The sequence below is a fragment of the Paraburkholderia adhaesiva genome (genome assembly GCF_021390575.1).
GTDB classification, from domain to species: domain Bacteria; phylum Pseudomonadota; class Gammaproteobacteria; order Burkholderiales; family Burkholderiaceae; genus Paraburkholderia; species Paraburkholderia adhaesiva.
The window spans coordinates 2869493-2894333 of record NZ_JAJEJQ010000001.1 but is presented as its reverse complement, the minus strand read 5'-3'; the positions used below and the strand labels follow the sequence as shown (position 1 = coordinate 2894333).

The 24841-nt window shown below is 62.5% G+C and carries 24 protein-coding genes; 15 read left to right on the top strand and 9 right to left on the bottom strand.

From position 1 onward, the window contains the following. Position 1 precedes the first annotated feature (1 nt). From L0U80_RS13100 to lpxC, 6 genes are all read left to right on the top strand, one after another. Positions 2 to 946 carry a D-alanine--D-alanine ligase gene (locus L0U80_RS13100; RefSeq protein ID WP_233864724.1) on the top strand — a complete coding sequence of 315 codons (945 nt, stop codon included), beginning with the start codon at positions 2 to 4 and terminating at the stop codon, positions 944 to 946. A 66-nt stretch (positions 947 to 1012) separates the two neighbouring features. Continuing rightward, on the top strand, positions 1013 to 1765 hold the full coding sequence (locus L0U80_RS13095) for a cell division protein FtsQ/DivIB (RefSeq protein ID WP_233864723.1): 753 nt from the start codon (positions 1013 to 1015) through the stop codon (positions 1763 to 1765). Between the two features lie 27 nt (positions 1766 to 1792). Further along, positions 1793 to 3025 (top strand): cell division protein FtsA, encoded by a 1233-nt coding sequence (gene ftsA, locus L0U80_RS13090; protein ID WP_124153602.1) that lies wholly within the window; start codon positions 1793 to 1795, stop codon positions 3023 to 3025. Positions 3026 to 3138: 113 nt separating this feature from the next. After that, entirely contained in the window at positions 3139 to 4338 is a 1200-nt protein-coding gene (gene ftsZ / locus L0U80_RS13085) for a cell division protein FtsZ (RefSeq protein WP_233865933.1), read from the top strand. A 326-nt stretch (positions 4339 to 4664) separates the two neighbouring features. After that, positions 4665 to 5174 (top strand): peroxiredoxin, encoded by a 510-nt coding sequence (locus L0U80_RS13080; protein WP_233864722.1) that lies wholly within the window; start codon positions 4665 to 4667, stop codon positions 5172 to 5174. Positions 5175 to 5431: 257 nt separating this feature from the next. Further along, positions 5432 to 6349, top strand: coding sequence for a UDP-3-O-acyl-N-acetylglucosamine deacetylase (gene lpxC / locus L0U80_RS13075; RefSeq protein WP_233864721.1), 918 nt, complete (start codon positions 5432 to 5434; stop codon positions 6347 to 6349). A gap of 109 nt (positions 6350 to 6458) precedes the next feature. Here the strand turns inward: lpxC and L0U80_RS13070 are convergent, their stop codons facing one another. Next, complete coding sequence (locus L0U80_RS13070; RefSeq protein WP_233865924.1) at positions 6459 to 6932, bottom strand: DciA family protein; 474 nt, start codon at positions 6930 to 6932, stop codon at positions 6459 to 6461. A gap of 370 nt (positions 6933 to 7302) precedes the next feature. On the opposite strand from L0U80_RS13070, the gene secA reads away from it, so the two are divergent. The 4 genes from secA to mutT all read left to right on the top strand — a co-directional run bounded on the left by secA (position 7303) and on the right by mutT (position 12809). Next, complete coding sequence (gene secA, locus L0U80_RS13065) at positions 7303 to 10107, top strand: preprotein translocase subunit SecA (RefSeq protein WP_233864720.1); 2805 nt, start codon at positions 7303 to 7305, stop codon at positions 10105 to 10107. Between the two features lie 163 nt (positions 10108 to 10270). Beyond that, a complete protein-coding gene (argJ, locus tag L0U80_RS13060) occupies positions 10271 to 11500 on the top strand; it encodes a bifunctional glutamate N-acetyltransferase/amino-acid acetyltransferase ArgJ (RefSeq protein WP_233864719.1) in 1230 nt (409 codons plus the stop codon). Positions 11501 to 11517: 17 nt separating this feature from the next. Then, the gene (locus tag L0U80_RS13055) at positions 11518 to 12390 is read left to right on the top strand and encodes an ATP-binding protein (RefSeq protein ID WP_233864718.1); all 873 of its coding nucleotides are present in this window, start codon (positions 11518 to 11520) and stop codon (positions 12388 to 12390) included. After that, positions 12387 to 12809, top strand: a complete 423-nt coding sequence (gene mutT / locus L0U80_RS13050; RefSeq protein WP_233864717.1) for an 8-oxo-dGTP diphosphatase MutT — start codon at positions 12387 to 12389, stop codon at positions 12807 to 12809. Before L0U80_RS13055 ends, mutT begins: the two co-directional genes overlap by 4 nt. A gap of 62 nt (positions 12810 to 12871) precedes the next feature. On the opposite strand, the gene L0U80_RS13045 is transcribed toward mutT, so the two are convergent. From L0U80_RS13045 to L0U80_RS13015, 7 genes are all read right to left on the bottom strand, one after another. Beyond that, positions 12872 to 13066: a DNA gyrase inhibitor YacG gene (locus L0U80_RS13045; RefSeq protein ID WP_233864716.1), complete on the bottom strand. Its 195-nt coding sequence runs from the start codon at positions 13064 to 13066 to the stop codon at positions 12872 to 12874. A 55-nt stretch (positions 13067 to 13121) separates the two neighbouring features. Then, positions 13122 to 13877 (bottom strand): cell division protein ZapD, encoded by a 756-nt coding sequence (zapD, locus tag L0U80_RS13040; protein ID WP_233864715.1) that lies wholly within the window; start codon positions 13875 to 13877, stop codon positions 13122 to 13124. Between the two features lie 200 nt (positions 13878 to 14077). Then, positions 14078 to 14701 carry a dephospho-CoA kinase gene (coaE, locus tag L0U80_RS13035; protein ID WP_233864714.1) on the bottom strand — a complete coding sequence of 208 codons (624 nt, stop codon included), beginning with the start codon at positions 14699 to 14701 and terminating at the stop codon, positions 14078 to 14080. Between the two features lie 3 nt (positions 14702 to 14704). After that, positions 14705 to 15610, bottom strand: a complete 906-nt coding sequence (locus L0U80_RS13030) for a prepilin peptidase (protein WP_233864713.1) — start codon at positions 15608 to 15610, stop codon at positions 14705 to 14707. 27 nt (positions 15611 to 15637) lie between these two features. Further along, positions 15638 to 16864, bottom strand: coding sequence for a type II secretion system F family protein (locus tag L0U80_RS13025; protein ID WP_233864706.1), 1227 nt, complete (start codon positions 16862 to 16864; stop codon positions 15638 to 15640). Further along, positions 16861 to 18144 carry a GspE/PulE family protein gene (locus tag L0U80_RS13020; RefSeq protein ID WP_267954693.1) on the bottom strand — a complete coding sequence of 428 codons (1284 nt, stop codon included), beginning with the start codon at positions 18142 to 18144 and terminating at the stop codon, positions 16861 to 16863. The genes L0U80_RS13025 and L0U80_RS13020 overlap by 4 nt, the downstream gene beginning before the upstream one ends. A 76-nt stretch (positions 18145 to 18220) precedes the next feature. Then, positions 18221 to 19540: an HlyC/CorC family transporter gene (locus L0U80_RS13015; protein ID WP_233864704.1), complete on the bottom strand. Its 1320-nt coding sequence runs from the start codon at positions 19538 to 19540 to the stop codon at positions 18221 to 18223. Between the two features lie 177 nt (positions 19541 to 19717). Between L0U80_RS13015 and L0U80_RS13010 the strand changes: the two genes are divergently transcribed. The 5 genes from L0U80_RS13010 (at position 19718) to L0U80_RS12990 (ending at position 23354) form a co-directional block, all read left to right on the top strand. Continuing rightward, positions 19718 to 19888 (top strand): hypothetical protein, encoded by a 171-nt coding sequence (locus L0U80_RS13010; protein ID WP_233864702.1) that lies wholly within the window; start codon positions 19718 to 19720, stop codon positions 19886 to 19888. Between the two features lie 748 nt (positions 19889 to 20636). Continuing rightward, positions 20637 to 21035 (top strand): helix-turn-helix transcriptional regulator, encoded by a 399-nt coding sequence (locus L0U80_RS13005; protein WP_233864700.1) that lies wholly within the window; start codon positions 20637 to 20639, stop codon positions 21033 to 21035. Positions 21036 to 21079: 44 nt separating this feature from the next. Continuing rightward, complete coding sequence (locus L0U80_RS13000) at positions 21080 to 21550, top strand: hypothetical protein (protein WP_233864698.1); 471 nt, start codon at positions 21080 to 21082, stop codon at positions 21548 to 21550. After that, the gene (locus L0U80_RS12995; protein ID WP_233864696.1) at positions 21541 to 22503 is read left to right on the top strand and encodes a type IV toxin-antitoxin system AbiEi family antitoxin domain-containing protein; all 963 of its coding nucleotides are present in this window, start codon (positions 21541 to 21543) and stop codon (positions 22501 to 22503) included. Before L0U80_RS13000 ends, L0U80_RS12995 begins: the two co-directional genes overlap by 10 nt. Beyond that, a complete protein-coding gene (locus L0U80_RS12990; RefSeq protein WP_233864694.1) occupies positions 22500 to 23354 on the top strand; it encodes a nucleotidyl transferase AbiEii/AbiGii toxin family protein in 855 nt (284 codons plus the stop codon). Before L0U80_RS12995 ends, L0U80_RS12990 begins: the two co-directional genes overlap by 4 nt. 108 nt (positions 23355 to 23462) lie before the next feature. Here L0U80_RS12990 and L0U80_RS12985 read toward each other — a convergent pair. After that, positions 23463 to 24829 (bottom strand): IS3 family transposase gene (locus L0U80_RS12985; protein ID WP_373322155.1). Its coding sequence is split into 2 segments (ribosomal slippage): positions 23463 to 24341 and positions 24344 to 24829, totalling 1365 coding nucleotides; the frame shifts between segments, so codons are not numbered across the junction. Positions 24830 to 24841: the final 12 nt, after the last annotated feature.

Here is a 24841-nt window from a genome sequence, read left to right as displayed (position 1 = left end):
GATGACGAGCAGTATCGATCCCAAACAATTCGGCAAGGTCGCGGTGCTGTTCGGCGGTGTGTCCGCCGAACGCGCGGTCTCGCTCAAGTCCGGCCAGCTCGTATGCGAAGCGCTGCGGAGCGCGGGCATCGACGCGCATCTTTTCGACCCGTCTGAACGACCGCTTTCGGCGCTCAAGGACGAAGGCTTCGTGCGCGCGTTCAATGCGCTGCATGGCGGCTACGGTGAAAACGGCCAGATCCAGGGCGCGCTCGACTTCTACGGCATCCGCTATACGGGCACGGGCGTGCTCGGCTCGGCGCTCGGCCTCGACAAATTCCGCAGCAAGCTCGTGTGGCAGCAACTGGGCATTCCCACGCCGCCGTTCGAAGCCGTGCTGCGCGGCGACGACTACGCCGCGAAGGCGCCGGCCATCGTCGCGAAGCTCGGCTTGCCGCTCTTCGTGAAGCCGGCGAGCGAAGGCTCGAGCGTTGCGGTCATCAAGGTGAAGGCCGCAGCCGATCTCGTGCCGGCAATCGAAGAGGCCGCGAAGTTCGACAAGATCGTGCTGGTGGAGAAGAGCATCGAGGGCGGCGGCGAGTACACGTCATGCATCGCGGGCGACCTCGACCTGCCGCTCATCAAGATCGTGCCCGCCGGCGAGTTCTACGACTACGACGCGAAGTACATCCTCGACTCCACGCAATACCTGATTCCGTGTGGTGTCGCACCGGAGGAAGAGACGCGCTTGAAGAAGCTCGCGCGCCGCGCGTTCGACGTGCTCGGCTGCACCGATTGGGGCCGCGCGGATTTCATGATCGACGGTCACGGCAACCCGTATTTCCTGGAAGTGAACACGGCGCCCGGCATGACCGATCACTCGCTGCCGCCGAAGGCGGCGCGCGCGGTCGGCATTGCGTATCAGGACCTGGTCGTGAAGGTTCTGGCACTTACTCTGACGGAATGACGCCACTAACGGACCTTTACTGACGAATTGATTTAACCCAGTTCACGCAACAATCTCGTTCTCGACATGTGGAATAACGTACGCCAGCTCAACCTCCTCGCCAATGCGTTGCATGCGCTGCTCGCGCTTGCATTGCTGGCGGCCGGCGGTCTTTGGCTGGTGCAGCGGCCGAATTTCGCGCTGCGCGAGATCCGCATCGGGGGTGACACCGACCACATCAACGCGCCGACGGTCCGTGCAAGCGTGGTTGGCCGATTGAAAGGCAACTTCTTCACGGTCGATCTCGACGCCGCGCGCCAGGCATTCGAGCAGATGCCATGGGTGCGCCGCGCGAGCGTGCGCCGCGTCTGGCCGAACGCGCTCGCGGTGAGCCTCGAGGAGTACAAGCCGCTCGGCACGTGGGGCAGCGATCAGTTGGTGAGTACGGACGGTGAGCTTTTCACCGCGAACCAGGGCGAGCTGGACACGGACCTGCCCGCGTTCGAAGGACCGGACGGCAGCGCGAAGGAAGTGGTTGCGCGTTACCACGACTTCGAGAAGTGGTTTGGGCCGCTCGGCCTCACGCCGGACGAAGTGACGCTTTCGCCGCGCTACGCGTGGACCGTGAAGCTTTCGAATGGCACGCAGGTGGAGCTTGGCCGCGAGCGCAACGCGGACACACTCGGGGAGCGCGCGCATCGACTCATCGCGGCATGGACAGCGGTCACGCAGCGTTGGGGGAAGGACATCGAATATGCGGACTTGCGCTATCCGAATGGTTTTGCGATTCGAGCGGCCGGCATGCGCTTTATCACTGACACGGCCTCAGGCAAGAAGTAACAGCACATCACACGCAACGAGCACGCTATGAGTAAAGACTATAAAGATCTGCTGGTCGCCCTCGACATCGGGACGTCGAAGGTGGTGGCTGTCGTCGCCGAGTTGAAGGGCGAAGGCCACTACGAGGTGATCGGTCTCGGCCAGAGCGAATCGAAAGGGCTCAAAAAGGGCGTCGTGGTGAACATTGAGGCCACAGTGCAGTCTATCCAGCGTGCGCTGGAAGAAGCGGAGCTGATGGCCGACTGCAAGATCACCAACGTGTTCACCGGTATCGCGGGCAGTCACATCCGCAGTTTCAATTCGAGCGGGATGGTCGCCATCAAGGAGAAAGAGGTTACGCAGGCCGACGTCGCGCGCGTGATCGAGACCGCGAAGGCGATCAACATCCCGACCGACCAGCAGGTGCTGCATATCCTCACGCAGGAATTCATCATCGACGGTCAGGAGGATGTGCGCGAACCGATCGGCATGAGCGGCATCCGTCTGGAAGTGAAGGTGCATATCGTGACGGGCGCGGTCAGCGCGGCGCAGAACATCGTGAAGTGCGTGCGCCGCTGCGGCCTCGAAGTGAACGACCTGATCCTGCAGCCGCTTGCTTCGTCGCTGGCGGTGCTGACCGAGGACGAGAAGGAACTGGGCGTCGTGCTCGTTGATGTGGGCGGTGGCACGACCGACATTGCGATTTTCAGCGAAGGCGCGATTCGCCATACCGCGGTGATTCCGATCGCGGGCGACCAGGTGACGAGCGACATCGCGATGGCGCTTCGCACGCCGACGCCCGACGCGGAAGACATCAAGGTCAGCTACGGCATCGCGAAGCAGGCACTCGCCGACCCGGACGAAATGATCGAAGTGCCGGGTCTTGGCGAACGCGGTCCGCGGACGCTGTCGCGCCAGGCGCTGGCGGCTGTGATCGAGCCGCGCGTCGAAGAGCTGTTCTCGCTCGTGCAGCAGGTGGTGCGCGAGTCGGGTTACGAAGAGTTGCTGAGTTCAGGTGTCGTGCTGACGGGCGGTGCCGCGATGATGCCGGGCATGGTTGAACTCGGCGAAGACATTTTCCTCAAGCCGGTGCGCATTGGCGTGCCGGAGTATGCGGGCGGTCTGGCCGACGTGGTGCGCAATCCGCGCTACTCGACGGCGATGGGCCTGCTCGTGGAAGGCCGCTCGCAGCGTATGCGCGGTCGCAAGGTTGCAGTGCAGTCGGGGTCGATGGGGCAGGTCTTCACGCGGATGAAGGACTGGTTCCTCGGCAACTTCTGACGAACTGGATGGGAATACGCGCTGGTGCCGGCGGCTGGCGCGCGGAGGAAGGTTGCCCGATCTTCCACCGGATAACGGCCGAGGAGCGGTATCTCTTTCTTGACGGAGGCAACATGGAATTCCAGATGCTGGAAACCGAAACCAACGGCACCATCATCAAGGTGGTGGGCGTGGGTGGCGCTGGCGGCAATGCCGTTCAGCACATGATCAACCGCGGCGTGCAAGGCGTCGATTTCATCGTCATGAACACGGACGCGCAGGCGCTTTCGCGTTCGCGTGCGTCGGCTGTGATCCAGCTCGGTAACACGGGTCTGGGCGCAGGTGCGAAGCCGGAGATGGGGCGCGCAGCGGCTGAAGAAGCACGCGAGCGTATCGCCGACGGACTGCGTGGCGCGCACATGGTGTTCATCACCGCAGGCATGGGTGGCGGCACGGGCACGGGCGCGGCACCGGTCGTGGCACAGATCGCCAAGGAAATGGGCATTCTGACCGTTGGCGTCGTGAGCAAGCCGTTCGAATTCGAAGGCGGCAAGCGCATGCGCGTGGCAGAAACGGGTGCGCAGCAACTGGAGGATCACGTCGACTCGCTGATTGTCGTCCTGAACGACAAGCTGTTCGACGTGATGGGCGATGACGCCGAAATGGACAAGTGCTTCCAGTGCGCTGACGACGTTCTGAACAACGCGGTTGCAGGCATCGCCGAAATCATCAACGTTGACGGTCTCGTGAACGTCGACTTCGAAGACGTGAAGACGGTGATGGGCGAGCAGGGCAAGGCGATGATGGGCACGGCGACGGTCGCCGGCGTCGATCGCGCGCGCCTCGCGGCGGAACAGGCCGTGGCGAGCCCGCTGCTCGAAGGTGTCGATCTGTCGGGTGCGCGTGGCGTGCTGGTCAACATCACGTCGAGCCGTTCGCTGCGTCTGTCGGAAACCCGCGAAGTGATGAACACCATCAAGAGCTACGCGGCGGAAGACGCCACGGTGATCTTCGGTGCGGTGTACGACGACGCGATGGGCGACGCACTGCGCGTGACGGTGGTCGCGACGGGCCTTGGCCGCGTGGCGAAGAAGCAGCAGTCGGCTGCGCCGATGACGCTGCTGCGCACAGGCACGGACAACCATCCAATCCCGACGATGCAGACGTACACGACGCACACGCAGGCGGGCTCGACGGCCGACTACGGCGCGCTCGATACGCCGGCCGTCTGGCGCACGTCGCGCGACACCGCGGCTTCGCACGTTCAGGCGCTGCAGGAAAAGGGCGTCGACACGTACGACATCCCGGCGTTCTTGCGCAAGCAGGCGGACTGAGCGTGTGGATGTCTGGCTGCGGCGCGGCGCAGTTTTTGCGCTCGCCCGCGGACGGACCTGGGACTTGAGTAAGCGCTAAAGCGCCAACTCCGGTCGACACACGCGAAGCGTCGCAATGATGGTCAGCAGGGCTGCGTCCGCGAGGATGTGCGGCAGGGACGGTTGCCGGCTGCGCCATGGGCGGAGCGGCAAGGTGGCGTGCCGCCTGACGATCCTGAAAGACTGATGACCGATAATTGCGAACAACCGCGGCGAACTACTGCAGCGAAGTACCGCGGCGAGATACCGCGTGTAACTTGCTGGCGCATCGACGCGAAGGACGAGCCATGATCAAACAGGGTGAATTGCTGCCCGACGCGACCCTCTACGAGTATGTCGAGGATGACCGCGCAGGCTGCACGTTGGGGCCGAACAGCTTCAACGTGCGCGAACAGACGGCGGGTAAGCGTGTGGTGATCTTCGGATTGCCAGGCGCGTTTACGCCCACGTGTTCGGCGAAGCACGTTCCGGGTTACATCGAGAAGGCTGAGGCGCTTGCCGGGGCCGGCATCGACGAGGTCTGGTGCGTGTCGGTCAACGACGCGTTCGTGATGGGTGCGTGGGGGCGCGAACTGCGTACCGCGGGCAAGGTACGCATGATGGGCGACGGCAGCGCGGCATTCACCCAGGCGCTTGGTCTGGAGCAGGATTTGTCGGCGCGTGGCATGGGGCTTCGTTCCCAGCGCTATGCGATGGTGGTCGACGAGGGTGTGGTCAAGACGCTGCACGTCGAAGCACCCGGCAAGTTCGAAGTCAGCGATGCGGCGAGCATCCTCGCCACATTGGGTCCCGCCTGAGGGCGCCGACCGGCGACACGTTGCCGCAGCGCAACGAGCCGACGGCGCAATTGTGACGGGCCATTACGTGGCACAAGGCAGGCCGATGACCGGAAACGCCTCCGTTTCGGGCATCGGCCGTGCTGCTTGATTGCGTTGGCGTAACAGCGGGAAACAGAGTATCGCGCTGCGGAGAACAACGAACGCCGCGTATCTGGAGTATAATTGGGGCTATGAATTAAAAAATCCCGATTGGGATTTTCAATGACCAGAACACCATGTTGAAGCAGCGAACCATCAAATCAATCGTGAAGACAGTCGGCATCGGCCTGCACTCGGGCCGTAAGGTCGACCTGACGCTCCGTCCGGCGGCCCCGGACACGGGCATCGTGTTTTCGCGCGTGGATTTGGCGACCCCGGTGGATATCCCCGCGTCGGCGATGTCGATCGGCGACACGCGTCTCGCCTCGGTGCTGCAGAAGGATGGCGCGCGTGTCTCGACGGTCGAGCATCTGATGTCGGCGTGCGCGGGCCTCGGTATCGACAACCTCTACGTCGATGTAACTGCGGAAGAAATTCCCATCATGGACGGCAGCGCGGCCTCGTTCGTGTTCCTGATCCAGTCGGCGGGTATCGAAGAGCAGAACGCGGCGAAGAAGTTCATCAAGGTCAAGAAACCGGTCGAAATCCGCGAGGGCGACAAATTTGCACGCCTCGATCCGTATTTCGGCTTCAAGTTGAAGTTCACGATCGATTTTCGCCATCCGGCCGTCGACAAGACGGGCCAGGCGCTTGAAGTCGATTTCGCGAATACGTCGTACGTGCGTGAGATCGCGCGTGCCCGCACGTTCGGCTTCGCGCACGAAGTCGAAATGATGCGCGAGTTGGGCCTCGCACGCGGCGGCAGCATGGACAACGCGATCGTGCTCGACGAATACCGCATCCTGAATAACGACGGCCTTCGCTACGACGACGAGTTCGTGAAGCACAAGATGCTCGACGCGATCGGCGACCTGTATGTGGTGGGGCATCCGCTGCTCGCGTCGTACACGGCGTACAAGTCGGGCCATGGCCTGAACAACGCGCTGCTGCGCGAATTGCTCAAGCACGAAGACGCCTGGGAACTGGTGACCTTCGACGACAAGCAAAAGGCGCCGCTCGGCTTCGGCTACGAAGCGCAAACCGCATTCGCCTGAGCAGAGCGCTCGGCAGTGTCAGCAAAAAGGGTGGCTTGATGCCGCCCTTTTTCATTTCCAGCGCATCCAGCCTATTCAGCGTATGGCACCTTGAGACGCGACAAGTGAATTAACGCTTGTTCGAATGGCGCGCCGCCATCTTCGCGAGTGCCGCCTGGAGCGGCGAAGGTGGCAGCTCCTCGCTGAGCGCCCTCAGCGCCTCCGCACCCGCGGGCGACATGCGTGCCTCTTTGGGCGGCTTCGCTTCCTTCACCGATTGTGGGCGCACGCGAATGCGCACTGAATCGAGCGGCCAGCCGCGCGCCTGCAAGTCGGCAACGAGGCGCGGTTCCAGTTGCCGTAACCTCGCCGCGAGCGCGTTATGCGCCGTGAAGAGCGCGAGCTTGCCGTCCTTGATGAAGCCCGGCTCGACACTTGTCGCGAGATAGTCGGGCAGCAGCGCCTCCAGGTCGCGCCGCATGGCCGTCATCTGCTCGACGCCCGCGCGCAGCGGCGCGAGCGCCTCGGTGCGGCTCAACAGTTCGGCGACCGGCCGGGCGAAGCCTGGCGCTGGCGGCCTTGAAAATGGCGAAAAACGGCTCATGTCAGGAGGAGGAAGGGCGCGTACGCGACGCCGCATGCAGATGTCGTCATTGTAGCTTGCGCGGCAAGCGCCCACGCGCCTTCCAGTCGTTCGGCCAGGACTTGTCCGCAAATGGGGGGCGAGCGGCCGGGAGGCTTTCCGCGCGGGCATTTCACGCGCTCAGGGCGTCTTGCCACTGACACAGGCGGCCACGAGGGCGCGTGCTAAAATGCGCGATTCAAATCCACTAATTTGGGCTTAAGTCGCCGAGGTCTTTCCGAACCGGGTGCGTCCGCAGGCTGAGCAGGGTAAGCGCAGAGAGCGCGCGCAAAAACCCCGCCGAAAACCTGCGAGGAATCCTGGTCGAAGCCCCGACGCCGACACCGATCCGATGAGCACCGGTTTCTTACAGAAAATCTTTGGCAGCCGCAATCAGCGCCTGGTCAAGCAATATCAGAAGACGGTCGCGGCGATCAATGCGCTCGAACCGCAGATCGAGCAATACACCGACCAGCAACTGCGCGCGAAGACCGATGAATTCCGCGAGCGCGTCGCGAACGGCACCTCGCTCGACGAGCTGTTGCCCGAGGCGTTTGCGGTTTGCCGCGAAGCCAGCAAGCGCGTGCTCAAGATGCGCCACTTCGACGTCCAGCTGATCGGCGGCATGGTGCTGCATTACGGCAAGATTGCTGAAATGCGCACCGGTGAAGGCAAGACGCTCGTCGCGACGCTTCCCGTGTATCTGAATGCACTCGCCGGCCGCGGTGTGCACGTCGTGACGGTGAACGACTACCTCGCGCAGCGCGATGCCGAGTGGATGGCACGCCTCTACAACTTCCTTGGTCTGACCGTCGGCATCAACCTGTCGCAGATGGACCACGCCATGAAGCAGGAAGCTTATGGCGCGGACATCACGTACGGCACGAACAACGAGTTCGGCTTCGACTACCTGCGCGACAACATGGTCTACGAGACCGAGGCGCGTGTGCAGCGGGCGCTGAACTTCGCGGTCGTCGACGAAGTGGACTCAATCCTGATCGACGAGGCTCGCACGCCGCTCATCATCTCGGGTCAGGCCGAAGACCACACCGAACTCTACGTGCGCATGAACGCGCTGCCGCCGCTGCTCGAACGCCAGATCGGCGAAGAGAAGGCCGACGGCACGGGCGTCGAAAAGCCGGGCGATTACACGCTCGACGAGAAAGGGCGTCAGGTGTTCCTCACGGAATCGGGTCACGAGAAGGCCGAGCGCATGCTCGCCGAGTGGGGCCTGATCGGCGAGGGCGAGAGCCTTTACGCGCCGCAGAACATCACGCTGATGCACCACGTTTATGCCGCCCTGCGCGCGCACACGCTGTTCTTCAAGGACCAGCACTACGTGGTGCAGAACGGCGAAGTCATCATCGTCGACGAGTTTACCGGCCGTCTGATGGCTGGCCGCCGCTGGTCGGACGGCCTGCACCAGGCTGTCGAAGCGAAGGAGCACGTGAAGATCCAGAGCGAGAACCAGACGCTCGCATCGATCACGTTCCAGAACTACTTCCGCATGTACGCGAAGCTGTCGGGCATGACCGGCACGGCCGACACCGAAGCGTACGAATTCAACGAGATCTACGGCCTCGAAACCGTCGTGATCCCGACGAACCGGCCGCCGAAGCGCATCGACAAGCAGGACCAGATCTACAAGACCGCACGCGAGCGTTACGACGCCGTGATTCGCGACATCCGCGATTGTTACGAGCGTGGCCAGCCGGTGCTGGTGGGTACGACGTCGATCGAGAACTCGGAACTGCTCGCGGATCTTCTCGTGAAGGCAGGGTTGCCGCACGAAGTCCTCAACGCGAAGCAGCACGCGCGTGAAGCGGCGATCGTCGCCGAAGCGGGTCGTCCGAAGCGCATCACCATCGCCACGAACATGGCGGGCCGCGGTACCGACATCGTGCTCGGCGGCAACGCCGAGAAGCAGGCGTCGTTCATCGAAGCCGACGAAGCCATTCCCGCCGACGAAAAAGCGCGCCGCATCCAGCAGCTCAACGACGAATGGCAGACGCTGCACGATCAGGTGAAGGCCGCGGGCGGCCTGCACATCATCGGCACCGAGCGCCACGAATCGCGCCGTATCGACAACCAGCTGCGCGGCCGTGCGGGCCGTCAGGGCGACCCGGGCTCGTCGCGCTTCTATCTGTCGCTCGAAGACCCGCTCCTGCGCATCTTCGCCGGCGACCGCGTGCGCGCGATCATGGACCGCCTGAAGATGCCCGAAGGCGAGGCGATCGAGGCGGGCATCGTCACCCGGTCGATCGAGTCGGCGCAGCGCAAGGTCGAGGCGCGCAACTTCGATATCCGCAAGCAGCTGCTCGAATACGACGACGTGTCGAACGATCAGCGCAAGGTGATCTATCAGCAGCGTAACGAGCTGCTCGAAGCGCACGACATCACCGAGACGATCGGCGCGATGCGTCATGGCGTCATCACGGAGATCGTGCGCGAGTTCGTGCCGCACGCCAGCATCGAGGAGCAGTGGGCCGTCCCCGAGCTGGAGGAAGTGCTGCGCAACGAATGGCAGCTCGACCTTGCGATTCAGGAGATGATCAACGAGTCGTCGTCGATCGACGCCGACGAGATTCTCGAAGCCGTGGTCGCCGCCGCCGACGAGGCCTACGAGCAGAAGGTCGCGCTCGTCGGCCGCGAATCGTTCAGCGCATTCGAGCGTTCGGTCATGCTGCAGACGCTCGACCGCAGCTGGCGCGAACACCTTGCCGCGCTTGACCATCTGCGTCAGGGCATCCATCTGCGCGGCTATGCGCAGAAGAATCCGAAGCAGGAATACAAGCGCGAAGCGTTCGAACTGTTCGCGGCGATGCTCGAAGCGGTGAAGCTCGAAGTCACGCGCATCGTGATGAACGTGCAGATCCAGTCGCCGGAGCAACTCGAACAGGCCGCTGAGCAGATGGAAGAGCACAGCAGCCATCTGGAGAATGTCGAATTCCGTCACGCCGAATTCGCCGAAGCCGAGGCGGCGCCCGGTCCGGCAGCGGCGCCGGTCGCGGCCGATGCGGCTACGGCGATGGTCGGCGCGGCCATGGGCCACGCGCACGCGACGGACGGGCAGGGTGTGCCGAAGGTTGGCCGCAATGATCCGTGCCCGTGCGGCAGCGGCAAGAAGTACAAGCAGTGCCACGGCAAGATTGCGTGATGCCGGACGGCGTGCGCGTGAACCGCGTCGCCACTCGCTTCGCGCGGCTCTGCCGTTGATTCCGTGACCCGGACCTCGCTTCCGGGCACGGCCTTCGTGATTCCCAATGCCGGTGAGGCCTTACGCGCCTTGGCCGGCATTGCCTTTTAGACAGGTCGCTACCATGGCTGTCAATTTCCCCTCGATCGATCCCGCACAACTCCACCCGGTCGCCGGTGTGACGCTCGGCTGGGCCGAGGCCAATATCCGCAAGCCGAACCGCAAGGACGTGCTCGTGATTTCCGTCGACGAAGGCGCGAGCGTCGCGGGCGTGTTCACGCTGAACCGCTTTTGCGCCGCGCCGGTGACGGTGTGCCGCGAGCATCTCGCGAACGGTAAGGGGATTCGTGCGCTCGTCGTCAACACGGGTAACGCGAACGCCGGGACGGGCGAGCCGGGCCTCGCGATCGCGCGCGCAACCTGCGACGAGCTTGCGCGACTCGCGGGTATCGAGTCTTCGCAGGTGCTGCCGTTCTCGACGGGGGTGATTCTGGAGCCGCTGCCGCTCGATCGCCTCAAGGCCGGCCTGCCCGCCGCACTCGCCAACCGCCAGGCCGCGAACTGGTATGACGCCGCGCAGGCGATCATGACGACCGACACACTGCCGAAGGCCGCGTCGCGCCAGGTCGCGATCGACGGGCATACGGTCACGCTCACGGGCATCAGCAAGGGCGCGGGCATGATCAAGCCGAACATGGCGACGATGCTGGGCTTCCTCGCGTTCGATGCGTACGTCGCGCAGCCCGTGCTCGACGAACTCGTGAAGTACGTCGCAGACCGCTCGTTCAACTGCATCACCATCGACGGCGATACCTCGACGAACGACTCGTTCATCCTGATCGCGTCGGGCAAGTCGAGCCTGCCGGCCGTCACGTCGACGGACTCGCCCGCGTACGCGGCGCTGCGCGATGCCGTGACCGAAGTGGCGCAGACGCTTTCGCAACTGATCGTGCGCGACGGCGAAGGCGCGACGAAGTTCATGACCGTGCAGGTCGAGGGTGGCAAGGACGTTGCCGAGTGCCGCCAGATCGCCTACGCGATTGGCCACTCGCCGCTCGTCAAGACGGCCTTCTACGCGTCGGACCCCAACCTGGGCCGCATCCTGGCCGCGATCGGCTACGCGGGCGTAACCGACCTCGATGTCGACAAGGTCGATCTCTATCTCGACGACGTGCTCGTCGCGAAGGCCGGCGGTCGCAACCCGGCGTACCGCGAGGAGGACGGCCAGCGCGTGATGAAGAAGAGCGAGATCCTGATTCGCGTGCTGCTCGGCCGCGGCAACGCGCAGGCCACAGTCTGGACCTGCGACCTCTCGCACGACTACGTGAGCATCAACGCCGACTACCGCTCCTGATTTAAGCCACGATTCCCATGGATAAGCTCGAACAGTTTCTGACGCGCGCCGAAGCGCTCCTCGGCCGCCTTGAAGCAGTGCTGCCGCCGGCCGCACCCACCGTCGACTGGAACGCGGCCGTGGCCTTCCGCTGGCGCAAGCGCCAGGGCCGTGGCTATCTGCAGCCGGTGCCGGCGGTTTCGTCTATCTCGCTCGACGACCTGCAGAACATCGACCGCCAGAAAGACCTCATCGAACGCAACACGCGCCAGTTCGTGCAGAAGAAGCCTGCGAACAACGTGCTGCTCACGGGCGCGCGCGGCACGGGCAAGTCGTCGCTGATCAAGGCTTGCCTGAATGCCTACGCGAAGGATGGCCTGCGTCTGATCGAAGTCGACAAGGACGATCTGCACGATCTCGGCGATATCGTCGATCTGATCGCTGACCGCCCCGAGCGCTTCATCGTGTTCTGCGACGACCTCTCGTTCGAGGAGGGCGAATCGGGCTACAAGGCGCTCAAGGTGGCGCTGGACGGCTCGGTGGCCGCGCAGGGCGACAACGTGCTGATCTATGCGACGTCGAACCGCCGTCATCTGCTGCCCGAGTACATGAGCGACAACGAGTCGTACAGGCACATGCCCGACGGCGAAATCCATCCAGGCGAGGTGGTCGAGGAGAAGATCTCCCTGTCCGAGCGCTTTGGCCTGTGGGTGAGCTTCTATCCGTTCAAGCAGGACGACTATCTGACGATCGTCGGCCATTGGCTGCGCCACTTCGGGTGCGGTGACGCCGAAGTCGAAGCCGCGCGCGGCGATGCGCTCGTCTGGGCGCTGGAACGCGGTTCGCGCTCGGGCCGCGTCGCGTGGCAGTTCGCGCGCGACTGGTCGGGCAAGAAGGTGCAAAGCGCATGAGCGGGGCTTCCGAGGCTGGATCGGCGCAGATGCGGCCCGTCACCGAGGTGGCGGTCGGCGTGATCGTGCAGCCGGACGGCCGCTATCTGCTGGCGCAACGCCCGGAAGGCAAACCCTACGCCGGGTACTGGGAGTTTCCGGGCGGCAAGCTGGAGGTGGGCGAGTCGATCGAGGCGGCGCTCGCGCGCGAACTGCACGAGGAACTCGGCATCGACGTGAAGGCGTGCCACCTGTGGCACACGCTCGAACACGACTATCCGCATGCCTATGTGCGCCTTTACTTCTGCAAGGTGACTGAGTGGAGCGGCGAACCGCACGGACGCGAGGGACAGGCGTTCGTCTGGCAGTCGCTGCCGGCGAGCGTCGAACCGCTTCTGCCGGCCACCATTCCGGTCCTGGAGTGGCTGGCCGCCGGGTGAGGCGAAAAAAACCGCTGCGTGAATCGCGCAGCGGTTTTTTTATTGCTCGTTCGTTTTTTCGCTTACTGACGCGTATCCGTGGGCGGTGCGTCCTCGGGCGGCGTCTCTTCGTCGTTACCGCCGATGCGGTACTTTTCGGCGGCCCAGGCGCCGAGGTCCATCTGCTTGCAACGTTCGGAACAGAACGGCCGGAACCGGTTTTCAGGCACCCAGCGGACTTCTTTGCCACAAGTCGGACATTTGACAGCAGTAATCATTCGATCGAACGGTATTCGGTTCGCGACGCGTTGGTGAAAATCAGCCCGCGAGGCGTCACAGGCTGCATAGCGTCAAGTGGAACGGCACATCGACATCTACCGCGCGTGGCCGCAGATCGCCATCCTGCACGGTGAAGCGCACCCACAACATGTACTTGTTGGCGCTGGCTTCTGGAATCACGCGCAATTCCGGTGCCACGCGTACCTGCATCAACTGCCAGGCGCGACCCGCAAGCATCTGCTGGTAGCTGCCCTGCATCGCCATTACTTTCGACGCCTGACCTGATTCGCGCGCGAGGCGCAACACGATCGCGGCAGCGTCGCGCAGCGGCAGGAGCGGCATCACCCACTTCGCGATGTCCTGGCGGCGCTGGTCGGCATGCAATTGTTGCCACGCGTAGTACGACGGCAGGTCGAACTTGCAGGTGCCGCCCGGAATGATCGCGCGGCTGCGGATACTGGCAAGCCACTCATTTTCGGCGAGATGCTGGCCGGTCTTTCCCTGCATCTGCGTGAGGCCCGCGAGCGTCTGCTCGATCTCGCCTAGCACGGCTTCGAGCGCAGTTTGTTCGATGCCAGGATTGCCCCGGAACGGTGCGAGCGTCTGACGCTGCCTTTCGAGTTCCTTCATCAGGTCCGACTTGAGGTCGGCGCGGCCCGCGACTTCCGCAATTTCGAAAAGCGTCGTGAGCGCGACATGATGTTCCCTCGGATCCTCCTGCGTCAGGAAAAACGTGAAGCGCTCGAAGAGATCTTCGAGGCGCAGCAGCGTTCGGATTCGCTCGTTGAAGGGATACTCGTAAAGAATCAAGCGCGCTCGCCTCTGGCGTGGTCGGTGAAAGATTGCAGGACATTCTAATGCTGTGGGACTACAGTCGCAATCGCAGGGGCTTGTGAGAGCGGTCGGATTTTGCGCCGACACCGTACGTAGTACCTGTTGCGTAGCGCTGTCGTCCGAAAAGAGAGCCTTTTGCCTGTCTGTTCTACCTTATCTGTCGCGCTTGCCGGTGTTCAGCCGGGCGGGTTTGTCTCTTGCGCCTTCGCGAGAGCAACGTACTGCGCATGCAGCGTGTCTACATCGCTTGAGAGTGATTCGAGAGACGCGCCGTCGTTGACGACGACGTCGTCGGCCGCGGCAAGACGCGCTTCACGCGTGGCCTGGCGAGCGATGATGGCCAGCACCTGCTCGCGCGTGAAGCCGTTGCGTTTCATTACGCGGGCGATCTGCGTTTCGACGCTGCAGTCGACACCGAGCACACGGTCGACGCGTGCCTTCCACGTACCCGATTCCACGAGAAGCGGCACTACGACGATTACGTAGGGGCCGCGGGCGGCGCGCGAAGCCCGCTCGGTTTCCGACCGTATCAGCGGGTGCGTGATCGCTTCCAGCCGTTTGCGCGCGGATTCGTCGCTGAAGACCAGAGCGCGCATGCGGGTGCGGTCCATCGAGCCATCGGGTGCGACGAATTCGGAGCCGAATTTTTCGCGGATCTCTGGCATCGCAACGCCTTGGGGCGCCGTGATCTGATGGGCAATTACGTCGGTATCGACGACAGGCACGCCGCGTGCGGCGAACAGATCTGCCACGGTCGACTTGCCGCTGCCTATGCCTCCTGTGAGTCCGACCAGGAACATCGATCAGTTCCCCCACGCTACATAGGACGGCGAGAAAGGTGTGCCGACGAAGAGCGTGACGAGCGCGCCCGCGGCAAGATATGGTCCGAACGGCAGCGGCTCTTCGAAACGCATGCGCCCGGTCAGCGTCGCCGTGAGCCCGATCACTGCGCCCGCGACGGCGGCGATCACGACGATCTGCGGCAGCGCGCCCCAGCCGAGCCATGCGCCAAGCGCCGCGAGCAATTTGAAATCGCCCTGGCCCATGCCCTCGATGCCACGCAACAGCCGGAACAGCCAGTAGACGCACCAGAGCGCGAGATAACCCGCGACGGCACCGATCACGGCCTCGTGCAGACTGACGAATGTGCCGGACAGATTCACGATCAATCCACCCCAGAGGAGCGGCTGCGTGATTTCGTCGTAAAGCATCTGGTGTTCGAGATCGATCGCACTGGCCGCAATGAGCGCCGCGCACAGTATGAACGCGGCTAGCGCCTTGCCCGAAGGGCCGAACACGATCAGCGCGATTACCGCACAGATCGCGCCCGCGAGTTCGATGAGCGGATAGCGCACGCTCACGCGTGCGTGGCAGTGGGAACAGCGCCCGCGCAACGCGAGCCAGCTGATTACAGGAATGTTTTCCCAAGCCCTGAGTACGTGGCCGCAGTGCGGGCAGGCGCTGCGGGGGAGCCACAGGTTGTAGCGCTCGGGTAGGCCGTCGTCGGTGAAGAGCTGGCCGTTCGCCTCGGCGGCGTCGGCGCGCCACGCGCGCTCGAGCATGAGCGGCAGGCGATGTACCACGACGTTCAGGAAACTGCCGACGATGAGCCCAAGGACGATCGCAAAGCCCATCGTCAGGGCGGGCGGCAGCATGCCGAGCGCGTCGGGCGTTGCGAGACTCGCAGTGGATGGAATATGAACGGGCATAAGCAGTATAGGAATCTGGCAGCGATGCTACACCACGTTGCCGAGTTGAATGATGGGAAGATACATCGCGACGACGAGCCCACCAACCAGTGCGCCGAGCACCACAATTACTAGCGGCTCGCACAAACTCGAAAGCAACCCGATCTTTTCGTCAACCTGACGGTCGGCGAGCGAGGCGACGTCGAGCAGCATTGTGTCGAGCGCGCCGGATTCTTCAGCGACGGCAACCGGCTGGATCACATCGGCGGGAAAGCAGCCGGCCGCGCGCATGGCGGCAGCGAGACGTTCGCCGTGCCGCAGGCGTGCGCTGATGCCCGCGCTCGCATGGTCGAAAAATGCATTGCCGCTGGCGTGGGTGAGCGAAACGAACGCGTCGGCGAGTGGGGTGCCCGCGGTGAGCAGCGTACCAAGGGCCCGGCTCCAGCGCGCGGCGCACAACGCGGTGAGCAGCGAGCCGGCGAGCGGCAATTTCAGCAGAAGGCGGCCAAAGGCGATGCGGGCGCGTGCGAAATGGCGCAGCACGCTGCGCGTCGCGAACACGACCATTGCGCAGCAGGCGGCCGCCGGCATGCTCCAGCGTGCGGCTCCGGCGGACAGCATCAGCACGAACTGCGTGGGTGCCGGCAGAGCGGCGCCGAATCCGTCGAATATCTGCTTGAACGTCGGGACGACCCAGATCAGTAACGCCGCCGTGATCGCGACGGCAAGCAGCAGTACGGCGACCGGATAGGTGAGCGCGGCGCGAACTTTGGAGCGCTGCGCGGCGGCGCGCTCGCGGTCGTCGGCGATGCGGGCGAGGACGGCAGCCAGCGCGCCCGATGCCTCGCCGACTGCGACTAGTTGGCAATAGAGTGCGCCGAAGCGTTCTGGGTGACGAGCGAGCGAATCGGAAAACCGCATGCCCGCGGTGATATCGCGTGCGAGCATGCCCACAATGCGTGGCATGCCTTGCGGCCCGGGAGACTGCGCGAGCAGGTCGAGCGCGGGTGCAAGCGGCAGGCCGGCGCGCAAGAGGCTCGATAGTTGACGCGTGAAGCGGGTGATATCGGTGGGGCTGGCGCGCGGGTCCGGTGCCGCTCGTTGCCGTGTGAGGGTCGTGAGGGTGATGCGTTCGCGCTTGAGCGCCTGCCGGGCGGACGCGGCGTCTATCGCGATCAGCGTGCCGCGCTTTTGCGCGCCCGTTGCGTCGACGCCTCGCCAGGCGAAGCGCCATTCGGGGGGCGCTCGATCCAGTTTGACGGCCGCGGGTGTCATGCCGAATCCGTGGCCGAGAGTGCTTCGGCAAGACTCGTCGTGCCGTCGCGAACTCGCTCGAGCGCCGCTTCGCGCAGCGTCGCTGCACCGTCCGCGCGCGCTTGCTGCGCGATGGCGTGTGCGCCTTGCTTGGCGACGATCCGTTCGCGTATCGCCTCCGACACCGGCATGATCTCGTGGATACCGACCCGCCCGCGATACCCGATGCCGTGACATGCTTCGCAGCCACCCGCAGCGTAGGTCTCCTGATTGCCGTCGAGCCCAGCTGCGCGCAACGTCGCGGCGGGTTCTCGGGCTGGCACGCGACACAGCGGGCACAGCCGGCGCACGAGTCGCTGTGCGGTGACGAGCCGCAGCGCGCCCGCGAGGTTATAAGGCTCAACGCCAATGTCGATCAGACGCGCCGCCGCCGAAGGTGCGTCGTTGGTGTGCAGAGTCGAGAGTACGAGGTGTCCCGTCTGCGCCGCTTGCACCGCGACGCTGGCGGTTTCCTCGTCGCGGATCTCCCCGATCATGATGACGTCCGGATCCTGACGCAGCAGTGCGCGCAGCGCGACGGCGAACGTGAGTCCGGCCTTCTCACGCACGTTGACCTGGTTGATGCCCGCGAGCTGGATCTCGGCGGGATCTTCCACCGAGCAAAGATTGCGCGAGTCTTCGTTGAGCATCTGCAGGAAGCAGTAGAGCGAAAGCGTCTTGCCGCTGCCCGTCGGGCCTGTCACGAGGACGAGACCGTGCGGCGCGCGAATCGCGTCGGCGACGGTCTGCCGCTGCGCCTCGTCGAGTCCGAGCGCCGCGAGCGTGAGGTCTTCGGGCAGTGTTTCGAGCCGCCGCAGCACGAGCTTTTCACCAAACAGCGTAGGCAGCGAGTTCACGCGATAGTCTTCGGCGGGCTGGCCGAGGTGAGGCGGTGCGAGCCGCAGGCGACCGTCGAGCGGAATGCGCCGCTCCGCGATATCCATGCGCGCGAGCACCTTGACGCGCGTGATGAACGCATCGCGTAGATGGGCGGGCGGCCGCATCATCTCGTGCAGCACGCCATCGATCCGTAGCCGGATGCGCCAGCCGTGCTCGAGTGGCTCGATGTGGAGATCGGACGCATTGCGGCGCGCTGCTTCGCCAAGCGTTTCGGTGAGCAGGCGCACGGCGGGGGCGTCGTCGGCGGGCGCAGCGGTGGGCTTTGCGAACGACGCGGGACGTGGCACGCCACCACCACTCGCCGCTGCTTGTGCGGCGGCACACGGGTGGCGCGACGCCGTGCGATAAGGAAGGGGAATCATCGGATGGAGCCGCCTCGAAGAAGAAACGGTTCCATCATCGAACGACACGCGATTCGCGCGCTATTCGGCCGGATGGCTAACGGCCCGGCAGGCGGTTCCTGGCTTTTTTCAGCGTGCTCGCGCGCGGCTTCGCGCCGGGCTTGAAAAGTTTCACGGTGCGCACGCCCTGATCGTCGCTGCGCAGCACTTCGAGCTTCACGTCGCCGATCTGCAGGCACACGTCGCCTTCCGGAATCTCCTCGAGCACTTCGAGGATCAGGCCGTTGAGTGTCTTCGGCCCGTCGGTGGGGAGCGTCAGGTGCAACCAGCGATTCAGTTCTCGCAACGGCATACTGCCGGCCACGATGCATTCGCCGTCCTCGTTCCAGCCGCCGCGGCCGGCACCGCTGCGCGGCATCGTCGTCGTGAATTCGCCGATCAGTTCCTCGATGATGTCTTCCGGCGTGACGAGACCTTCCATCTCGCCGTATTCGTTCACGACGAGCGCGATGCGATGGCGGCTTTCCTGGAAGTACTGAAGTTGCTGGAACACGGGCGTGCCGGTCGGCACGAAGTACGGCTCGGCGAGCAGTTCACGCAGCGTCTCGCGCTCCAGTTCCTGGTTGTGCAGGGCGGACAGTGTCTTGCGCACGTGCAGGACGCCAAGCACGCGGTCGATGTCGCCTTGATAGACGATTAACTTGTTGTGATAGCAGGTTTCCAGCTGATGCAGGATATCTTCGAGCGGTGCCTCGAAGTCGAGCGCCTCGATGCGGCGGCGCGGGATCATGACGTCGTCGACGGTGATGTTCTCGAGGTCGAACAGGTTCATCAGGATGCTGCGGTGCTTGGTCGGCATGAAGCTGCCCGATTCGAGCACGATGGTGCGCAGTTCGTCGGTCGAGAGGCGCAGGTCGCGCCCTTTGCTCGTGTTGATATGCAACAGGCGCAGGAGGCCGTTCGCGAACTGGTTCACGAACCACACGACGGGCTTCGTCACGCGCATGAGCGGCGCGATCAGGAGGCTCGCGGGCAGGGCGATTTTTTCCGGAAACGTTGCGCCGACGATCTTCGGCGTGATCTCCGCGAACACGATGATCAGGAATGCGACAAGACCGGTCGCGATCGAGAGCACGAGATTGTCATGGCCGAACGTGTGCAGCGCGATCGAGGTGGTGAGGACCGGGATGATCGTGTTGAACAGGTTGTTGCCGATCAGGATGACGGTGAGCAGCAGATCGGTTCGTCCGAGGAGCTTTTGCGTCGTCTTCGCGCCGAGTGCCCCCTGGTTGGCGAGGTGTTTCAGTCGATGGCGGTTGAGTGCCATCATCGCCGTTTCGGAGATCGAGAAGAAGCTGGAGCAGACCAGGAGGACGAAAACGGCGCTAATCTGCGCCCATAACGGGATTTGGTCCACGCGTCGCGAAAGTCAGAAAAAGGGGATGAGGAGACTATAGCAGAGGGGTGTCGCGCTACCGCAGCGGCCTCGCTGCGGGTGAGATGGCGCACGAAAACGCGGACATGGCGGGCCACGACCCACTCAAGCAGCTTGTGCGCAATCTCGGTATCAACGACCATCGCCAGGATATTTGGCATGGACCTGGGACTGGGTAATGTGTCGTCGCTGGCGGGGCAACTCGTATCGCTGTCCTACGGTCGTGATATGGAGCGCGTTACCGACCTGCGCGGAGCGAAGTATCTGGAGGCAAGCGGCCTGCGCAGCGACGGGTGGCGGCTTTTTCTCTGCGTCGCATCTGGAACGTGAAGCCGACAACGGCCTGCCAGCTTTCCTGTCGGATCACCCGGTTACCCCAGAGAGGGAAACATTGAACTTGGGTTCCTGGTCCGGCGAGGACGCCACGACCAATGGCGACTGACATGCGGTTAACGCCATGTGCGAGCAATCGGTTTAGCAGTTACCCCGGAAGGTGCAAGGTCGTGGACGGATATGGCGCGATAGACTGCGCGGGCTGCGGGTTGGCTCCCCGGTGATTGCGCGTTGCGCGCTCTGGGGAAATGCGCCGATCAGGAATTAGTGGGACAGGTACGGCGATCTTGCCGCAAAGCGGAGCGCAAAAACAAAAAAGCCCAGCATCGGCTGGGCTTGATGTCCTTGGTTCACAAGGAAGAATTCTGGTCGGGGTGAGAGGATTCGAACCTCCGGCCTCTACGTCCCGAACGCCAAAAACGTCCCTAAACGGAACGTTGCGGAGCATACCACACTCTTTAATTATCAACAACTTACGCGCGGTTGCGCGTAGTTGCGTGTGGTTTCTCGCAGCCGAAGTTGTGGCGGAAAACGCCCCAAGTGCGACAGAAATGCGACAGAAGTTTGAGAGGTCGCGCCGAGCGAACGTAGCTTGCATCGGCTAAAAATTCGGCGACGATGGGGCTGCCGAATGGGCGATCTGGGCGATCCGTAAACATTTGTAACAAAGGTTCAGGAAAGACACCCCGGTTGGGATAAAACGGCTCGCTTCACTCGTGGTTGCAACTCGACCACAGTACAGAACATGACCGTTGAAGCTTTTCGACCACTCGGCAAGGAAGATGTCGCCGAGATTCTCGGCGTCAGCATTCGCACGATAGATAACTACGTTGCGGCTGGGTCAATGCCCGCGCCCGCCCATATTGGTACCCGCGCCTTTTGGCATCCAGACATCTTCTATACGTGGCTGGATCAGGCCCTTCGTGGCGGCGGCTGTGTTGCACCCGATGAGGGTGTCACATGCTGCACGTCAGAGTTTCCCGGGGCTCGGGCCTCTTCGCCAGGTAAGCAGAGCCAGCGCCAGACGCGTAACGAAAAATCTCGACGGCAATCAACGCTAGACGTTCGCATGGCGGGCCTTCTTGCGAAGGATCTGGCCGCACACCGCGCACAACATCAGTCCTCCGCATTCGCTGCCCAGTGAGCATTGAGCAAACCAGTTATCACAATCCACCTGGAGCCTTAAACGTGATCATGAACCACAAGTCCCAAATTATCGTCCCGACCTACTACTGGAACGTCGGCAATCCTCAGTTGATGAACGCGATGTCGCGGCATGGTGGATGGAACCCTAACGCGGGCAACCTGACCCGCATCCATGCAGAAAATGCATTCGATGAACTGGGGCTTGAGCTGCGCGAGCTTGTCATGGACAGTTTCGTTGCGGCAGCATCCAGGGGCCAGTTCGATGCCGAAAATTACGTGTATCAGCTGTTCGCGAGTCAGTCCCAGTGCCTGTTTTTTTGCACAATGCTGATCGAAGAATTCTCTGCGACACCCATACCGGAAAAGTACCGTGCCGCCTTACTCCCGTTTGTGGACGTGCGGGCCACTGAAACTTACGGCGAACTCGCTTGGTGCTGGTACGACCTTGCACTCGACGACGAGGCGACCATTGACGGACAGCCATTCCTGAACTGCTCGCGAACTTGCCACTGATCGAACCAGACGGCGGTGTTTTCGCCGATTGGATAAAGAAGCTGGGTGGCTCGATAATTTGCCCGATGGTGCTTGTTTGTTCGCGTTATGGGACATTAAATGGTACATTGCGCGAATGTACCGCAGAGATCTCACCGATGATCCCACACCTCGCCAGCGTCCTGGATGCATTCGAGCGTTCGGGCAAGCTCAACGTCCGGGCTGATGAGATCCGGGGCGCAATGCCCGGTGTCAGCCCTGAAGGGCTGCGCAAGGCACTCTATCGCCAGCAGACTCGCGGACGTATCGTGCGGCTCTCCCGTGGTGCCGAGCATTGGTTAATCGTCCCGCTTCAGCATGCAATCGCGGGCGCGCCACCTTTGGAGGCGTGGCTGGATCACTACTTGCGCAAGACGCTGGAAACCCCCTACTACGTTGGGCTACTGAGCGCGGCCGAAACCTACGGGGCATCGCCCTATGCGGTTATGGTGACCCAGGTGATGGTCCCGCATAAGCGTCGCCCGATTACCGTTGGGCGCCATGAGGTGGTGTTTCATACCCGGGCAGGGCTTGAGCAGATGCCGACCCGCTGGCATGAATCGGCTGATGGGCGATTTCGTGTCAGCACGCCTGAGCTGACTGCCCTCGATCTCATCCAGCGTGAAGTCATCGTGGGGGGCATCGACCGTGTTCAGCAGGTATTGCGGGCGCTATGGGTGCATTGCACGCCTGCTGGATTTGCGCAGGCCCTGGATGCGGTGCAAACCTTACCACTTGCGCAACGACTGGGGGCATGCCTTGCCATGGACAATCAGCCCGAGCTGACCGCATCTGTCCAACACTGGCTGCACGGCAAACCCTTGCGGCTTGTATCACTGGAAAGCGACATCGATCCAGATGAGCACGCGCCTTTCTCGATCAACACGGATTTCAAGGTGCGAATGCTGGCCAACCGCGCCGGAGCTAATACATGATGCAACAATTCCATTTGACGGCATGGCAGGCCAATGCGCCATGGCCCAAACGCAGCCAGGTTGAGCAGGACTTACGTCTGTCCCGTGGCGTGGCTGCGATCTTCGACGATGACGTGCTGCGCGAGTGCGTGGCTATGCGCGGTGGCACGGTATTGCATAAAGGGCATCTCGCCCCGGCGGCGAGATACTCGGAAGATATCGATCTGGTGCTGGTCAAACCCATGGATACCGATGTCCTGGATAATCACCTGCGCCGCGTATTGACGCCGGTGTTGGGTCGTCCCAGTGATTCAGCGATTGCGGATGCGTGGCTTGCCATCCGCAACGTGCTCAAACCGTCCAAAATCCTACGTACGTCGTACAAGTTCGTGCCGCTCGGCCTTCAACGTGAAGAGACGATCAAGGTCGAGGTGAATCTGAATGAAAGCGCCTCGCTTTACCCCCTGGTAGATGTCGGGCTGGATACGCTTGACGAGGAGGGGGAAGTGGTCCGCGCCACCGCGCGTTCCTACGATATCAACGAAATGCTGGGTACCAAGACGCGGGCGCTCATGCAGCGTGAGCAGGGGCGCGACCTGTTTGACCTGTTTCACGCCTGGCGATGCAGCACGGCGGGTGCGACGCCGTACGTGGTCGATGGTATCCGGGCAATGGATGCCTTCACTTGGTACCTGGAGAAGGAGGGAACGCATTTCAACGCTGACGAGGCCAATGCACAACTCGACGCCCGACTGCGGAAATCGGCATTCCGGCATGACATGGATACGCTGCTGAGACCGGGAGCCGCCAGTTTCAGTATTGACGACGCGGCCACCACGGTGCGCGAAGCTTACTTTCGGCATTTGCGGTGATTGCATCGTAAGCGATCAATAAACCACGCCCTGCCACCGACAGATGGAGTGTGAGAGAAAGGTGTCCACCTAAATTGAACTGAACCCAAGAAGTTGGACTGTGAACGACTATGCCTTCGCAAATTGAGCTCGGTACTCGACCGGGCTGAACCCCTGCAATTTGATCTTGATTCGGTCGTGATTGTAGTACTTGATGTAGCTCTCAATGCCAGTTCGTAACTCCTCGACGTCTCGGAACTCATTGAGATAGTAGAACTCCGACTTTAGCGTACCGAAGAAGCTCTCTATGGCAGCGTTGTCGAGGCAGTTTCCTCTGCGAGACATGCTCTGGGTAATTGCACGCTCTTCGAGGCGACGTCGATATTCTGGCATCCGATACTGCCAGCCTTGGTCGGAATGCAGGACTGGCTTATCACCGGATTGCAGCCGGTTGAACGCCTTCCCTAGCATTGCGCTCACCATATTGAACAAGGGACGTCTGGCAATCTCATACGACACGATTTCGCCGTTGTAGAGATCCATGATTGGCGACAGATACAGCTTCTGACCGCCCACGTTGAACTCCGTGACGTCAGTCACCCACTTTTCGTTCGGACGTCTCGCCTCGAACCTGCGCTCGAGTACATTCGGCGCTACGTGGCCGAGCTGCCCTCTGTAGGCGCGATACTTCTTCGCCCGAACACAGGACTTCAACTGCAGCTGAACCATCAATCGTCGGACGGTCTTATGATTGACCAAGTGCCCGTCTCGCCGGATGACGGCCGTGATCCGCCGATAGCCATACCGTCCCTTGTGTTGATCGAACAACATGCGAATCTTCACTTTTAGATCAGCATACTTGTCGACCATCTGCAATGCCTTCTGCTGGTAGTAGAAAGTGCTGCGCGCAAGTCCCGCTACCTTCAGAAGGCCTGCAAGCGGATATTGTTGCCTTAGCTCAAGCACGATTTTCGTTCGCTCTCTCGCGCTGACCGCTCGCTCGCTTGAACCAAGGCCTTCAGCTTTTTTAGATATGCATTCTCCATACGGAGACGGTGCAGTTCGTCCAGCAATTCCTGGTGGCTTCTCGCATCACCGGCTTGTTGCGCTTTGTTTTGTAACGCAGCGTTCTTCGTCATCTTCCTGCGACGCCCCCTGGAACCCCACGACAGGGCTTCCGGTCCACCTTCGTTATATTGCTGCTCCCAGCGGCCAATGATGTTGAAACGTCGGATATTGAACAATGCGGCGGCCTGTCGATGCGACAGCCCCTCCTCACGCACTCGCTTCAATACCGAAAGCTTCAATTCGACGCCATAGAACTCCCGCTTCTTCTCGACAACACCGGCTTCACCGTGCGTGCGATAACCAGCGATCCATTGGCGTAGCGATGAAACGTCGACGTTGTGCCGCTGAGCGATAGCCTTCAGCCCGCCCTCGCCTGAACGGTAGTCTCTCACCGCAGCCAGCTTGGCTTGCTCCGTATATTTTCCCATAAACCCCTCGGG